The organism is Delftia sp. WSY_10, assembly GCF_043104705.1.
In the GTDB taxonomy this organism is placed as follows: Bacteria; Pseudomonadota; Gammaproteobacteria; order Burkholderiales; family Burkholderiaceae_C; genus Comamonas; species Comamonas tsuruhatensis.
On sequence record NZ_JBICKY010000012.1, the window covers coordinates 52,496 to 66,354 of the forward strand.

The following is a 13,859-nucleotide window of genomic DNA, read 5'->3' on the forward strand; positions in this document are numbered from 1 at the left end:
AGTCTACGATGCGCGCGTGAAGCTCAATGTGCCTTGTCCCAGTTGGGGCCGACGCCCACTTCGGCGAGCAAGGGAACCTTCAGCTCCGCCACGCCGGCCATCAGGCGCGGGATCTCGGTGCGCACCCAGTCCGACTCGCCTTCGGGCAGCTCGAACACCAGTTCGTCGTGCACCTGCATGATGACGCGGACCTCGGACTGCCTGGCATCGAGCTCGGCCTGCACCGCCACCATGGCCTTCTTGATCAGGTCGGCCGCCGTGCCCTGCATGGGCGCGTTGATGGCCTGGCGCTCGGCCGCCTTCTTGCGCGGGCCGCTGCCGCCGTTGATGTCCACCAGGTACAGGCGGCGGCCGAAGACGGTTTCCACGTAGCCGTGGTCGCGCGCGAATTCCACCGTCTCGTCCATGTAGCGCTTGACGCCTGGATAGCGCTGGAAATAGCGGTCGATGTAGGCGGCGGCAGCCTTGGTCTCTATGCCCAGGTTCTTGGCCAGGCCAAAGCTGCTCATGCCGTAGATCAGCCCGAAGTTGATGACCTTGGCATAGCGGCGCTGCTCGCTGCTGACCTGCTCCAGCTCCACGTTGAAGACTTCCGATGCCGTGGCCCGGTGCACGTCGCGGCCTTCGTGGAAGGCGCGCAGCAGCGACTCGTCGCCCGACAGGTGGGCCATGATGCGCAGCTCGATCTGCGAGTAGTCGGCGCTGGCGATCACATGGCCGGGCGCGGCAATGAAGGCCTCGCGCACGCGCCGGCCTTCGGGCGTGCGGATAGGGATGTTCTGCAGGTTGGGGTCGTTGCTGGACAGGCGCCCCGTCACGGCCACGGCCTGGGCGTAGTGCGTGTGCACGCGGCCCGTGCGCGGCAGCGCCAGCTGGGCCAGCTTGTCGGTATAGGTGCCCTTGAGCTTGGACAGGCTGCGGTGCTCCAGCAGCTTGGCGGGCAGCGGATAGTCCTCGGCCAGCTTCTCCAGCACCTCTTCATCGGTGCTGCGTGCGCCGGTGGCCGTCTTCTTGACCACGGGCATGCCCAGCTTGTCGAAGAAGATCTCGCCCAGCTGCTTGGGGCTGGCCAGGTTGAAGGGCTGGCCCGCGATGTCGTAGGCCTCCTGCTCCAGCTGCACGATGCGCTGGCCCAGGTCGTTGCTCTGCCTGGCCAGCGTGGCGGCATCGATGAGCACGCCGTTGCGCTCTATGCGGAACAGGGCCTCGCTGGTGGCGATCTCCAGCTCGTAGATGCCGCGCAGGCCGTCGTGCGCCTGCAGCTGCGGCCACAGCACGCGGTGCACGTCCAGGGTCTGGTCCGCATCCTCGCAGGCGTAGGCGGCAGCCTTGTCCACGGGCACCTGGGCGAACGGGATCTGGTGGGCGCCCTTGCCGCACAGGTCTTCGTAGCTGATGCCCGTGCGGTTGGTGTGGCGCAGCGCCAGGCTGGCCAGGCCGTGCGGGCGGTGCACCTCCAGCACATAGCTTTGCAGCATGGTGTCGTGCACATAGCCCTGCACCTCGATGCCGGCATTGGCGAAGACATGGCGGTCGTACTTGACGTGCTGGCCCAGCTTGGGCCGGGCGGCATCCTCCAGCCAGGGCTTGAGGCGCTGCAGCACCTCGTCGGCCGGCAGTTGCTCGGGCGCGTCGGGGCCGGCATGGCGCAGGGGGATGTAGGCAGCGGCGCCGGGCTCCACGCTCAGCGAGATGCCGACGATCTCGGCACGCATCTCGTCCAGCGAGGTGGTTTCGGTATCCAGGGCCGTGAGTTCGGCGGCGTTGATCTTGGCCAGCCACTGGTCGAACGCTTCCCAGGTCAGCACCACGTCGTAGTCCAGCGCACGCTGCTGGGCGGTCTCGGCCTCGGCGGTGGCGTCGTCGGATTCGGCCTGCTCCTGGGCAAACATGTCGCCCGTGGACTGGTCGGCACGCGGCTTGGCCGCGGGCTTGCGGCCGGCCTTGACGGCTTGCAGCGCATCGGGCTCGGGCGCGGCACCGCCGAGCATGCGTGCCAGCCCCTTGAAGCCGTAGCGCTCATAGAACTCGCGCAGCGGCGCGGTATCGGGCTCGCGCGGAGCCAGCGCGTCGAGCACGGGCAGGGTGGGCACTTCGGCGCTCAGGTCGCAGTCGGTCTTCATGGTGACCAGCTGGCGGCTCAGCGCCAGCTGGCCCGAGGCGATGGCATCGCGCAGGTTCTGGCCAGCCACTCCCTTGATGCCGTCGGCCGCAGCGATCAGGCCGTCGAGCGAGCCGTGCTCGGCCAGCCACTTGACGGCCGTCTTGGGGCCGACCTTGGCAACGCCGGGCACGTTGTCCACGGCATCGCCGACCAGCGCCTGGTAGTCGATCATCTGCGCAGGCGGCACGCCGAACTCGGCAGTCACGCCGGCCACGTCGCGGCGCTTGCCGCTCATGGTGTCCATCACCATGATGTGGGGATCCACCAGCTGGGACAGGTCCTTGTCTCCACTGGAGATGACCACGTTCACGCCCTGGGCGGCGGCCGTCTTGGCCAGGGTGCCGATCACGTCGTCGGCCTCCACGCCCTGGATGGCCAGCACGGGCCAGCCCATCAGGCGGACCACTTCGTGGATGGGCTCGATCTGCGAGCGCAGATCGTCGGGCATGGGCGAGCGGTGCGCCTTGTATTCGGGATAGAGCGCATCGCGGAAGGTGGGGCCGCTGGCGTCGAACACGCAGACCGCGTAGTCGGCCGCCACTTCCTTGCGGATCGCCTGGAGCATGTTGATCATGCCGCGGATGGCGCCCGTGGCGGGGCTTTCCGGGTTGCCGGGCTCGGCGCGCAGATCCGGCATGGCGTGGTAGGCGCGGTAGAGGTAGCTGGAGCCGTCGATCAGCACCAGGGTCTTGGAATTGCTCATGCGCCGATTGTGCACGCGCCGGCAGGGCGACAGGGCGGGACAGGGCCCGCCGCAAGACCTACAATGGAGCCCATGCGCGCCGCTCCACTTCTCATCCTCCTGAGCCTGGCCGCCAGCCCCGTGCTGGCCCAGAACCCCACGCCTGCCCCGGCTGCCTCCACCGCCCCCGCGGCGGCGACCGCCGGGCAGACCGCGCCGGACACGGCCAGGCCCGAGGCCCGCGACCGAAGCAACCAGCGCGTGGAACGCATCCATGTGGAAGACGAAGGCAGCCGCGTTGACGAACTGCGCGTGGGCGGCCAGACCCGAAGCATCACCGTGCAGCCCAAGGTCGGCGACATGCCCTCCTATGAGGTGCAGTCCAACGACGGCGCCCGCTCCTCGCGCAACCGCGGCGATGGCGACGGCACCAACGGCACGCGCGTCTGGAACCTCAAGAAGTTCTGATCCTCACCGGACTGTCCGGGCCCCGGGCCCGGCGGCATCCCAGGGGGCAGCACCTGACGGCGCTGCCCTCTTTCCATATCTGACGACAACGATTTCCGCCGAGCCGCGCTGGCCGGCAATGCAAACATGGCCGTTTTCACCGAAGTCTCCGACAAAGATGCGCGCGAGCTGCTGCGCCGCATGTCTCTGGGTTCCTTCAAGGAGCTGCGCGGCATCCAGGGCGGCATAGAGAACACCAATTACTTTCTCACCACCGAGCAGGGCGAGTGGGTGCTGACGCTGTTCGAGCGCCTGACGGCCGAGCAACTGCCCTTCTACCTGTACCTGATGAAGCATCTGGCGCAGGCCGGCATTCCCGTGCCCGACCCGCAGGCCGAGACGCGCAGCGGCGACATCCTGCTGCGCGTGTGCGGCAAGCCCGCCTCCATCGTCAACCGCCTGCCCGGCAGGAGCGAGCTGACCCCCCAGCCCGCGCACTGCGCCGCCGTGGGCGAGATGCTGGCGCGCATGCACCTGGCCGGCAGAGACTACGATCGCCAGCAGCCCAATCTGCGCGGCCTGCCCTGGTGGAACGAGACCGTGCCCACGGTGATCCCGCACATCGACGCACCCACCGCCGACCTGCTGCGCTCCGAACTGGCCTTCCAGAACCATGTGGCCGCCTCGCCCGCCTATGCGGCCCTGCCGCGCGGCCCCGTGCATGCCGACCTGTTCCGCGACAACGTGATGTTCGATGGCGAGCGCCTGACCGGCTTCTTCGATTTCTACTTCGCAGGCGTGGACAGCTGGCTGTTCGACCTGGCGGTGTGCCTCAACGACTGGTGCATCGAACACGCCACAGGCGCCCATGACGCGGCCAAGGCCAAGGCCATGATCGATGCCTACCAGTCCGTGCGCCCCCTGACCGCCGCCGAGCGAGAACTGTTCAACCCCATGCTGCGCGCGGGCGCGCTGCGCTTTTGGATCTCCCGCCTGTGGGATTTCCACCTGCCGCGCGAGGCCTCCATGCTCGTTCCCCACGATCCCACGCATTTCGAGCGCGTGCTGCGCCAGCGCCTGGCCCGCCCCGTGGCGCTGGACTGACGTTCCAGGCCGGCCACGACGCGGCTGCCGGAGGGCTTTGCGGTCCACGGGCCGCGCTTCCTCGGGTACAGTCCCCGTTCGGGCGCCAGCGGCGCGGCCCATGCCAGAGGCCATGCCCCATCCAGGCGCCCCGACTTCCTCACCCCATGAAACTTCTCATCGTTCCCGCCCGTACCGGCCTGCAATGGGTGCAGCAGGGCATCCGCACCTTCCGCCAGCAGCCGCTGGCGCTGGCGGCACTGTTCTTTCTGTCGATGGCGGCCATGTCGCTGGTCACGGTGCTGCCGCTGATCGGCCCCGTGATCGCGCTGGGCCTGCTGCCGGCCACATCGCTGGCCATGATGGTGGCGGCGGCCGAAGCCTCGCACGGGCGCGCGCCCACGCCGGCCCTGCTGCTGGTGGCCTTTCGCACCGGGCGCCAGCGCCTGAATTCCATGCTCACGCTGGGCGCCATGTATGCGGCAGGCTTCTTGCTGATCATGGGCCTGTCCATGCTGGTGGACGATGGCCAGTTCGCCAATGTCTACCTGGGCGGCGAGCCGCTGACGCGCGAGATCGCCGAATCGCCCGACTTCCAGGCCGCCATGTGGCTGAGCATGGGCCTGTACCTGCCGCTTTCGCTGCTGTTCTGGCATGCGCCGGGCCTGGTGCACTGGCACAACGTGCCGCCGGTCAAGGCCGTGTTCTTCAGCCTGGTGGCGTGCGTGCGCAACATCGGCGCACTGGTGGTCTTCGGCCTGAGCTGGATGGGCGTGTTCATCGTGGCCGGCATCGTGATGGCACTGATCTCGGCCGTGCTGGCCCAGGTGCTGGGCGGCATTGCCAACGGCCTGATGATTGCCACGGCCATGCTGCTGGCCGCCATGTTCTTCACCTCCATCGTCTTCACCTTCCGTGACTGCTTTGCGGCGCCCGATGAAAGCGATGGCAGCGACGCCATCGGCACCGAACCGCCGCAGCCGCCCGGACTGTCCGGCTGACGCCTGCACGGCACCAGATCACCAGGCCCCTTTCGAGGGGCTTTTTCTTTGCCGTTTCTCTGTCGTGCCAGCGGCCACCCGGGCGTCCACATGACGCAGTCACTGTTGTGTCATACGGATGCCATCGCTTTGTCACAGTGCCTGCCTAGCATGCCGTGCGGATGCATAGCCAGCGAGTGCGCAGCGGCATCCCGGCCCATCCCGCCCCCGATGGGCTGATGCAGACAACCCCACAACGGAAGCCCCATGTCCCAATCCACGATGCTCTCCCGCCGCAAGGCGCTGCAATTCCTGACCGGCGCCCCCCTGCTGCCGCTCGGCTCCGCCGTGTCCGCCGCCGGCCTGCTGACCGCCTGCGGCGGTGGCGATGACGGTCCCGCGAAGAACTATGTGGCGGCCAGCTTCACCTCCATGGCCGCGCCCACGCTGGCCACCCCCCAGGCCATGGCCCGGATGACCGTGGCCTCGCAGCTCAAGGTGCAGTACAGCGACAACAGCGAGCAGAGCTTCGACCTGGGCTACCAGCCCTTCTTCGTGACCGGCGACGAAGTGCCGGACGGCAAGGGCGGCAAGATCCTGGCCGGCGGCTACTACGACATCAACAACAACAAGATCATCGACCGCACCGTGGCCGGCAGCGAGCGCCACTTCTTCTCCGATGCGCCCGACGGCACCTCGCTGCTGACCGTGCCCAATGCCAAGGTGGATGGCGTCAAGGGCAAGCCCGTGTTCGCCGTGGTGCAGTTCGAATACACGACCTGGGCGCAGGATGGCAAGACCGACATGTACGGCAAGCTGCCCTCGCCCATCGCCGTGCTGACGCTGGACCAGGACCAGACCACGGGCAAGCTCAGCCTGGTCAAGTACCACAACGTGGACACCTCCAAGGTGCACGGCCTGTGGATCACCTGCGGCGCCAGCCTGTCGCCCTGGGGCACCCATCTGTCCAGCGAAGAGTACGAGCCCGACGCCTTCGCCACCGGCAATGCGCAGTTGCAGGCCTTCAGCCAGAACCTGTATGGCGACCAGACCAAGGCCAACCCCTACCACTACGGCCACATGCCCGAAGTGACGGTCAACGTGGACGGCACGGCCAGCATCAAGAAGCATTTCTGCATGGGCCGCATCTCGCACGAGCTGGTCCAGGTCATGCCCGACCAGCGCACGGCGCTGATGGGCGACGACGCCACCAACAGCGGCTACTTCGTCTTCGTGGCCGACAAGGAAAAGGACCTGTCCTCGGGTTCGCTGTACGTGGCCAAGGTGGGTGCAGGCTTCTCCATCGACCCCGCATCGGGCAGCGCCGCCGCGCTGACCTGGATCAAGCTGGGCTCGGCCACCAGCGCCGAGATCGAGCAGTTGGCCAACACGCTCAAGCCCACGGACATCATGACCGTGGCCAAGACCGATCCGGGCGACGCCAGCTACACCAAGATCACCGCCAACGGCAAGGTGGAGTGGATCAAGATCAACCCCGGCATGGAAAAGGCCGCCGCCTTCCTGGAAACCCACCGCTACGCCGCCTTCAAGGGCGCGAGCATGGGCTTCACCAAGATGGAAGGCACGACCGTCAACGCCAAGGACAAGGTGGCCTACTCGGCCCTGCAGAACTGCGAAAAGTCCATGGTGGCCGGCGATGCGCTGAACGTGGCAGGCAATGGCGTGTCCATCCCCAAGCAGCTCAAGGCCGGCGCCGTGATGGCACTGAACCTGCGCGGTGGCCAGAAGGACACGGCCGGCGCCGCCATCAACAGCGAGTGGATGCCCGTGGACACCAAGGCCCTGCTGGCCGGCGAGGACATCAGCGCCGACGCGCTGGGCAACACCGGCAACCCGAACAAGATCTGCAACCCCGACAACCTCAAGTTCTCGGAGAAGATGCGCACCCTGTTCATCGGCGAGGACAGCGGCCAGCACGTCAACAACTTCCTGTGGGCCTACAACATCGACACCAAGCAGCTGTCGCGCCTGATGTCGATTCCCGCAGGCGGCGAATCCACGGGCCTGCACGCCGTGGACGAGATCAACGGCTGGACCTACATCATGAGCAACTTCCAGCACGCCGGTGACTGGGGCAGCATCCACAACGTGGTCAAGTCCACGCTGGACCAGCTGATCAGCACCAACTATCGCGGCAAGTTCGGCGCCGCCGTCGGCTACCTGACCGGCACCGCTTCCCAGCCCAAGCTGTCGGCCTGACCGCCGCCCTGCGGCGCGTGGCGCCACAACAAGAAGGCCATGGATTTCCATGGCCTTTTTGCATGCCTGCGCCGCAACTGCATGGATGTCATGAACCCGACTCTTAGCGTGCAAAACAAGAGTCATTCTCACCTGCTCGCTATAATTTCTGATGCATTGCGGCGTCGCTAGCCCGCCATCGCACCATCTTCAGCCCCGCCGGATCACGCCCCTCAAGGCCCGGCAGGCGCACGCAGAGCCACACCACAGGAGAGACTCCATGACCCCAGCTTCCCGCATCCTTCGCAGCACGGCCTCCGCATGGCTGGCGGCCGCTGCCACCCTGGCGGTGCCGGCTGCACATGCCGACTATCTCTGGCTGCAGCAGGACGCAGGACAGGCCCGGGCCTATGCCGGAGAACTGCGCAAGCCGCTGCAACAGCTGCCGGCCCTGGAGGACGCCAAGCAGGTCCTGCCCGACGGCAAGAGCCTTCCCCTGAAGGCCGAGGCCAATCATTTCACCGCGGACGCAGGCCAGGGCGATGTGCGCATCGCCGCCACGCGCCCCGGCGCCAATGGCGTGCTGACCTATTACCAGGCCCGTTTCGGCCGCAACGACACCAAGGCCGTGAACGACCTGGAGCTGGTGCCCACCACGGCGGGCGGCGATACGTTCCAGCTGGTGTTCAAGGGCCGCAAGGTCGCGGCCAGCCAGGTCAATGTGCAGACCAGCGAGGGCTGGTACCGCACGCTCACGCCATCGCAGGACGGCACGGTGAGCTTCAAGCCCTACTTCCCGGGCCTGTACGTGCTGGAGGTGACGGCGCGCGTGGACAACGGCTCGGTCACGCTGGACGGAAAGAAGTACACCGACGTGCGCCACACCACCACGCTGAGCTTCGAAGTCAAGCACTGACCGCCGGACACGACGGCCCGGCCCTCACTCCACGACCGTGAGCTTGGCAATGGACAGCGCCAGCCACTTCGTGCCGTGGCGCCCAAAGCTGACCTGGGCACGCGCGTCGTCGCCCGTGCCTTCCAGGGCCAGCACCTTGCCTTCGCCGAACTTGTTGTGGAACACGTTCAGGCCCACGCGCAGGCCGTGGCCCGGGTCGGCCTTTTGCGGCGGCACGGGCGGGCTGGCGAAGACCTCGCTGCGCCAGCTTTCGGCCTTGCTGCCGAAGCCGCCGCGATCGCGTGAGCCATAGCCGCCACCACCGCCGCCACCGGGGCGGGGCGCGTAGCTGCCAAAGCCGCCCTGCTTGGGGGTGATCCACTTGAGCGCCTCTTCAGGCAGCTCGTCGAAGAAGCGGCTCTTGACGTTGTAGCGCGTCTGCCCGTGCAGCATGCGCGTCTGCGAATGGCTCAGGTACAGGCGCTTGCGCGCGCGGGTGATGGCCACATAGGCCAGGCGGCGTTCTTCCTCCAGGCCGCCTCGGTCCATCATGGCGTTCTCGTGCGGGAACAGGCCCTCCTCCACGCCGCCGATGAAGACGGCGTCGAACTCCAGGCCCTTGGAGGCATGCACGGTCATCAGCTGCACGGCGTCCTGGCCTGCCTGGGCCTGGTTGTCGCCAGCCTCCAGCGCCGCGTGCGTCAGGAAGGCGGCCAGCGGCGACAGGGTCTCGCCGGTATCGGCATCGACCATGCCGGCCAAGGTGCCGGCCGGCGGCGTGAGCGGCGTGTCCAGCAGGGGCAGCGCAGGGTCCAGGCCCTGGCTGGCAGGGCTTTGCGTCAGCGCCCTGGCGCCGTCGTGCTCGTCCAGCGGCAGGGCCACGGCATCGCGGCCAAAGCCTTCCTGGGTGACAAAGCTCTCGGCCGCGTTCACGAGTTCCTGCAGGTTCTCGATGCGGTCGGCGCCTTCCTTTTCGTTGCGGTAGTGCTCGAGCAGGCCGCTTTCTTCCTCGATGGCCTCGATGATCTCGCGCAGCGTGCGGCCCTGGGTCTGCTCGCGCAGCACGTCGATCTTGGCGACAAAGCCTGCGAGCTTGGCGCCCGGCGCGCCCGGCACCGCCGAGACGGCATCGTGCAGCGAGCAGCCCGCGCTGCGCGCCGCGTCCTGCAGCGTCTCCACGCTGCGCGCGCCGATGCCGCGCGGTGGGAAGTTCACCACGCGCAAAAAGCTGGTGTCGTCGTGCGGGTTCTCCAGCAGGCGCAGGTAGGCCAGCGCATGCTTGATTTCGGCGCGCTCGAAAAAGCGCAGCCCGCCGTACACGCGGTAGGGAATGGCGGCATTGAACAGCTGCGATTCGATCACCCGGCTTTGCGCATTGCTGCGGTAGAGCACGGCGATTTCCTGGCGCTGCCAGCCGTCCTTTTTCACGAGCTGCTGGATTTCCTCGACCATCCACTGCGCCTCGGCCATGTCGGTGGGCGCCTCGTAGATGCGCACGGGCTCGCCCGGGCCCTGGGTGGTGCGCAGGTTCTTGCCCAGGCGCTGGCTGTTGTGGCTGATGAGCGCGTTGGCGCAGTCCAGGATGTTGCTGTAGGAGCGGTAGTTCTGCTCCAGCTTGATCTGCTGGCGCACATCGAACTCGCGCACGAAGTCCTGCATGTTGCCCACGCGCGCACCGCGAAAGGCGTAGATGCTCTGGTCGTCGTCGCCCACGGCGATCACGCTGCCCAGGGCCTGCAGGCGGCCATCCACCACGTCGCCCGCCAGCTGCTTGAGCCACTGGTACTGCAGCTTGTTGGTGTCCTGGAACTCGTCCACCATGATGTGGCGAAAGCGCCGCTGGTAGTGGGCGCGCAGCGCGGCGTCGTCGCGCAGCAGCTCGTAGGAGCGCAGCATCAGCTCGCCGAAATCGACCACGCCCTCGCGCTGGCACTGCTCCTCGTAGAGCTGGTAGATCTCGACCTTCTTGCGCGTGTCCGGGTCATTGGCCACCACGTCGCCGGGGCGCATGCCCTCTTCCTTGCAGCCGGCAATGAAGTACTGCAGCTGCTTGGGCGGAAAGCGCTCGTCGTCCACGTTGAACTGTTTGCACAGGCGCTTGACGGCCGACAGCTGGTCCTGCGTGTCCAGGATCTGGAAGGTGGACGACAGCTTTGCCGCCTGGTGGTGGGCGCGCAGCAGCCGGTTGCACAGGCCGTGGAAGGTGCCTATCCACATGCCGCGCACGTTGTAGGGAAGCATGGCCGACAGGCGGGCCAGCATTTCCTTGGCCGCCTTGTTGGTGAAGGTCACGGCCAGGATGGAGCCCGGCGTGGCCTGGCCCGTCTGCAGCAGCCAGGCGATGCGCGTGGTCAGCACCCGCGTCTTGCCCGAGCCCGCACCGGCCAGGATCAGCGCGTGGCCGGCCGGAAGCGTGACGGCAGCAAGCTGCTCCTCATTGAGGTTGGCCAGCAAAGGGGAGTTGGAGGCGGGTGCGGCACCGGAGGCGCCGTCGAGCAGATCGATCGGGAACATCCTGGCATTGTAGAAAGCACCTCGCTCCCCAGGGAAACCGATGCCGCATTTCCCGCAATCGGCCCACAATCGGCACGCGCAGCGCGCCCTTGCAGGCTCATAACGCCATCCCTATAACCGCTATATCGACAGGGTGCCCAGGCCCGTCGCCGGCAACGTATAGAATCAATCACCGGGCCCAAGTTTCTTGCGGTCCGGTTTTTTGTGCCCGGGCCACAGCCGCCCTGGCGACGCGGCCCGCCCGCGCCGCCCGCAAGACCGGCCTCCAAGCCAAGCGCCCCATCGCGGAGGGATGTTCCTGCCGCGACCTTTCATGGAGCTTGGAATCAAATGGAAATCTTCGACTACGACAACATCCTGCTGCTGCCGCGCAAGTGCCGCGTGGAAAGCCGCTCGGAGTGTGATGCCAGCGTGGAGCTGGGCGGTCGGTCCTTCCGCATCCCGGCCGTGCCGGCCAACATGAAGACGGTGGTGGATGAAAGCATCTGCACCTGGCTGGCCCGCAACGGCTACTTCTACGTGATGCACCGCTTTGACCTGGACAACGTGCAGTTCGTGCGCGAGATGCAGGGCAAGGGCTGCTTCGCCTCCATCTCGCTGGGCGTCAAGAAGCCCGACTATGACACCGTGGACCGCTTCGTCGCCGAAGGCCTGTGCCCCGAATACATCACCATCGACATCGCCCACGGCCATGCCGACAGCGTGAAGAACATGATCGGCTACCTCAAGGAGAAGCTGCCCAAGTCCTTCGTGATCGCCGGCAACGTGGGCACGCCCGAAGCCGTGATCGACCTGGAGAACTGGGGCGCTGACGCCACCAAGGTCGGCATCGGCCCCGGCAAGGTCTGCATCACCAAGCTCAAGACGGGCTTTGGCACGGGCGGCTGGCAGCTGTCGGCGCTCAAGTGGTGCGCGCGCGTGGCGACCAAGCCCATCATTGCCGATGGCGGCATCCGCAGCCACGGCGACATCGCCAAGAGCGTGCGCTTTGGCGCCACCATGGTGATGATCGGCTCGCTGTTCGCGGGCCACGAGGAATCGCCGGGCCAGACCGTCGAGGAAAACGGCCAACGCTTCAAGGAGTACTACGGCTCGGCCTCGGACTTCAACAAGGGCGAGTACAAGCACGTCGAAGGCAAGCGCATCCTCGAACCCGTCAAGGGACTTCTGGCCGACACCCTGATCGAGATGGAGCAGGATGTGCAAAGCTCCATCAGCTACTCGGGCGGCAAGAAGCTGATGGACATCCGCAAGGTCAACTACGTGATCCTGGGCGGTGACAACGCAGGCGAACATCTGCTGATGTAAGCGCAGACACCAAGGCAAGGCGGCTTCGGCCGCCTTTTTTTGTGCCTGCGTTCCCGACGTCACGCAGGCCGCGCATGCCGAGATCGCGCCATGAACCAAAAAATTGGCGTGTCTTCCTGCAAGCACGCCAAAAATGCCGCATAATTGCGGTCTCGTTTGCAGCGCAGACTTGTTTTTGGGGCTCTTAGCTCAGCTGGTAGAGCAGCGGACTCTTAATCCGTTGGTCGAGTGTTCGAATCACTCAGGGCCCACCAAAAATTCCTTTTCAGCCTGGATTCATCCAGGCTGATTCCTTCGGAATACCCGAGGGGGCTCTTAGCTCAGCTGGTAGAGCAGCGGACTCTTAATCCGTTGGTCGAGTGTTCGAATCACTCAGGGCCCACCAAGAATTCATTTGCCTGATCTCTTCAGGCAGCCACGCAGAAATACGTGGGGCTCTTAGCTCAGCTGGTAGAGCAGCGGACTCTTAATCCGTTGGTCGAGTGTTCGAATCACTCAGGGCCCACCACCAATACCCAGAACAAGGCACTCGGCGCGACAGCGCTCAGTGCCTTTTCTTGTTGTATTCCATCAGCACAGACATATTGCTGCTGCCAGCCTTGGCCACCCACTCCCGGCCAAAGCGCTCCCCCATCAAATCCAGCATGCGGCGCAGGTCCGCCGATGGCGCGGTGACGGACATCTTGTTGTCGACAAGAACCTTCTTGCCCAGCTCATCGGCCTGCTGGGCCAGCGCCCAGCCTTCTTTCTCGGCCAGCGCGGCGGCGCGGCTGATGGCCTGGCGTTCCGGCTCGGCAAAGCCCTTCCAGGCAAGTTCGCTGACGCACAACATGTTCTTGGGAATCCAGGCCTTGATGTCCAGAAACACCTTCATGGTCTTCCAAGCCTGGCTGTCGACGCCGGTGGCACTGGATGCAACCATGGCGTCAATACCTCCCTGCTCCAGCACCATGCCAAGATCACCGGCCGCGAGCACCACCGGCTGCGCTCCCCAGAGTTCCGCCAGCCGCTTGGTCGCATCGCTTTGCACACGCAGCCTGAGCCCCCTGAGATCCACGATGCTGTTGACCGGGCGCCGGCAGAACAGGCCCTGCGCGGGCCAAGGCACGGCAAACAGCAGGCGCACACCCTGCTGAGCCAGCAAAAACTCCTGCAGCACGGGACGGGTCAGTTGCCACAGGCGCGCAGCCTCGTCAAAGCCACGCACGATGAAAGGCAGCGAGTCCATGGCCAGCAGCGGATGGATATCCACATAGGACGACATGAGAACTTCGCCGAACTGGATTTCATTGCGCTTGAGCGCTGGAAGCACCTGCGCCATGGGCTTGAGCGCCGCGTTGGACACCACATCGATCTCCAGCGCATGCTGGGTATCGGCACCCACGCGCGCCGCGAAGTTGCGCAGGTTCTGCGTGTGGAAGATGCCATCGCCATAGGCCGCCGAGAGCTGCAGTCGGTGGCCCTTGGACCAGGCAGCGCCTGCGGTCAGTTGCAACGCAGCCGGGGCCAGACCCGATATCAACGTGCGGCGAGAAACAGTCATGAAAGATCCTTGGCGAAAGCGCCCAGAACCATGCCATCCACCCC

General features: G+C 66.1%; 9 protein-coding genes and 3 tRNA genes. 9 read left to right on the forward strand and 3 right to left on the reverse strand.

Going from position 1 to position 13,859, the window contains the following annotated elements:
* Nucleotides 1–23: 23 nt before the first annotated feature.
* The gene (polA, locus tag ACF8ML_RS02365) at nucleotides 24–2,867 is read right to left on the reverse strand and encodes a DNA polymerase I (RefSeq protein WP_074921077.1); all 2,844 of its coding nucleotides are present in this window, start codon (nucleotides 2,865–2,867) and stop codon (nucleotides 24–26) included.
* A gap of 72 nt (nucleotides 2,868–2,939) precedes the next feature.
* Here polA and ACF8ML_RS02370 point away from each other — a divergent pair, with 72 nt between their 5' ends.
* From ACF8ML_RS02370 to ACF8ML_RS02390, 5 genes are all read left to right on the forward strand, one after another.
* Nucleotides 2,940–3,314 carry a hypothetical protein gene (locus ACF8ML_RS02370; protein ID WP_016451118.1) on the forward strand — a complete coding sequence of 125 codons (375 nt, stop codon included), beginning with the start codon at nucleotides 2,940–2,942 and terminating at the stop codon, nucleotides 3,312–3,314.
* Between the two features lie 126 nt (nucleotides 3,315–3,440).
* On the forward strand, nucleotides 3,441–4,397 hold the full coding sequence (locus ACF8ML_RS02375) for a homoserine kinase (RefSeq protein WP_016445800.1): 957 nt from the start codon (nucleotides 3,441–3,443) through the stop codon (nucleotides 4,395–4,397).
* Between the two features lie 146 nt (nucleotides 4,398–4,543).
* Nucleotides 4,544–5,377 carry a BPSS1780 family membrane protein gene (locus tag ACF8ML_RS02380; RefSeq protein ID WP_016445799.1) on the forward strand — a complete coding sequence of 278 codons (834 nt, stop codon included), beginning with the start codon at nucleotides 4,544–4,546 and terminating at the stop codon, nucleotides 5,375–5,377.
* Nucleotides 5,378–5,623: 246 nt separating this feature from the next.
* Complete coding sequence (locus ACF8ML_RS02385; protein ID WP_392406190.1) at nucleotides 5,624–7,576, forward strand: PhoX family protein; 1,953 nt, start codon at nucleotides 5,624–5,626, stop codon at nucleotides 7,574–7,576.
* Between the two features lie 259 nt (nucleotides 7,577–7,835).
* Nucleotides 7,836–8,471, forward strand: coding sequence for a hypothetical protein (locus ACF8ML_RS02390; RefSeq protein WP_047217404.1), 636 nt, complete (start codon nucleotides 7,836–7,838; stop codon nucleotides 8,469–8,471).
* Between the two features lie 24 nt (nucleotides 8,472–8,495).
* Here ACF8ML_RS02390 and ACF8ML_RS02395 read toward each other — a convergent pair whose 3' ends face one another.
* Nucleotides 8,496–10,964 carry a UvrD-helicase domain-containing protein gene (locus ACF8ML_RS02395; RefSeq protein WP_392406191.1) on the reverse strand — a complete coding sequence of 823 codons (2,469 nt, stop codon included), beginning with the start codon at nucleotides 10,962–10,964 and terminating at the stop codon, nucleotides 8,496–8,498.
* Between the two features lie 330 nt (nucleotides 10,965–11,294).
* Between ACF8ML_RS02395 and ACF8ML_RS02400 the strand changes: the two genes are divergently transcribed.
* The 4 genes from ACF8ML_RS02400 (at nucleotide 11,295) to ACF8ML_RS02415 (ending at nucleotide 12,780) form a co-directional block, all read left to right on the forward strand.
* Nucleotides 11,295–12,272 (forward strand): GMP reductase, encoded by a 978-nt coding sequence (locus ACF8ML_RS02400; protein ID WP_016445795.1) that lies wholly within the window; start codon nucleotides 11,295–11,297, stop codon nucleotides 12,270–12,272.
* 178 nt (nucleotides 12,273–12,450) lie between these two features.
* Nucleotides 12,451–12,526 (forward strand) — tRNA-Lys (locus tag ACF8ML_RS02405).
* Nucleotides 12,527–12,581: 55 nt separating this feature from the next.
* Nucleotides 12,582–12,657: transfer RNA gene (locus tag ACF8ML_RS02410), tRNA-Lys, on the forward strand.
* A 47-nt stretch (nucleotides 12,658–12,704) separates the two neighbouring features.
* Nucleotides 12,705–12,780: transfer RNA gene (locus ACF8ML_RS02415), tRNA-Lys, on the forward strand.
* 36 nt (nucleotides 12,781–12,816) lie between these two features.
* Here the strand turns inward: ACF8ML_RS02415 and ACF8ML_RS02420 are convergent.
* The gene (locus ACF8ML_RS02420) at nucleotides 12,817–13,815 is read right to left on the reverse strand and encodes a TRAP transporter substrate-binding protein (RefSeq protein ID WP_392406192.1); all 999 of its coding nucleotides are present in this window, start codon (nucleotides 13,813–13,815) and stop codon (nucleotides 12,817–12,819) included.
* Nucleotides 13,816–13,859: the final 44 nt, after the last annotated feature.

Coding starts and splice junctions, on each gene's coding strand:
- polA (WP_074921077.1), bottom strand. CDS start 2,867: ATGAGCAATTCCAAGACCCTGGTGCTGATCGACGGCTCCAGCTACCTC.
- ACF8ML_RS02370 (WP_016451118.1), top strand. CDS start 2,940: ATGCGCGCCGCTCCACTTCTCATCCTCCTGAGCCTGGCCGCCAGCCCC.
- ACF8ML_RS02375 (WP_016445800.1), top strand. CDS start 3,441: ATGGCCGTTTTCACCGAAGTCTCCGACAAAGATGCGCGCGAGCTGCTG.
- ACF8ML_RS02380 (WP_016445799.1), top strand. CDS start 4,544: ATGAAACTTCTCATCGTTCCCGCCCGTACCGGCCTGCAATGGGTGCAG.
- ACF8ML_RS02385 (WP_392406190.1), top strand. CDS start 5,624: ATGTCCCAATCCACGATGCTCTCCCGCCGCAAGGCGCTGCAATTCCTG.
- ACF8ML_RS02390 (WP_047217404.1), top strand. CDS start 7,836: ATGACCCCAGCTTCCCGCATCCTTCGCAGCACGGCCTCCGCATGGCTG.
- ACF8ML_RS02395 (WP_392406191.1), bottom strand. CDS start 10,964: ATGTTCCCGATCGATCTGCTCGACGGCGCCTCCGGTGCCGCACCCGCC.
- ACF8ML_RS02400 (WP_016445795.1), top strand. CDS start 11,295: ATGGAAATCTTCGACTACGACAACATCCTGCTGCTGCCGCGCAAGTGC.
- ACF8ML_RS02420 (WP_392406192.1), bottom strand. CDS start 13,815: ATGACTGTTTCTCGCCGCACGTTGATATCGGGTCTGGCCCCGGCTGCG.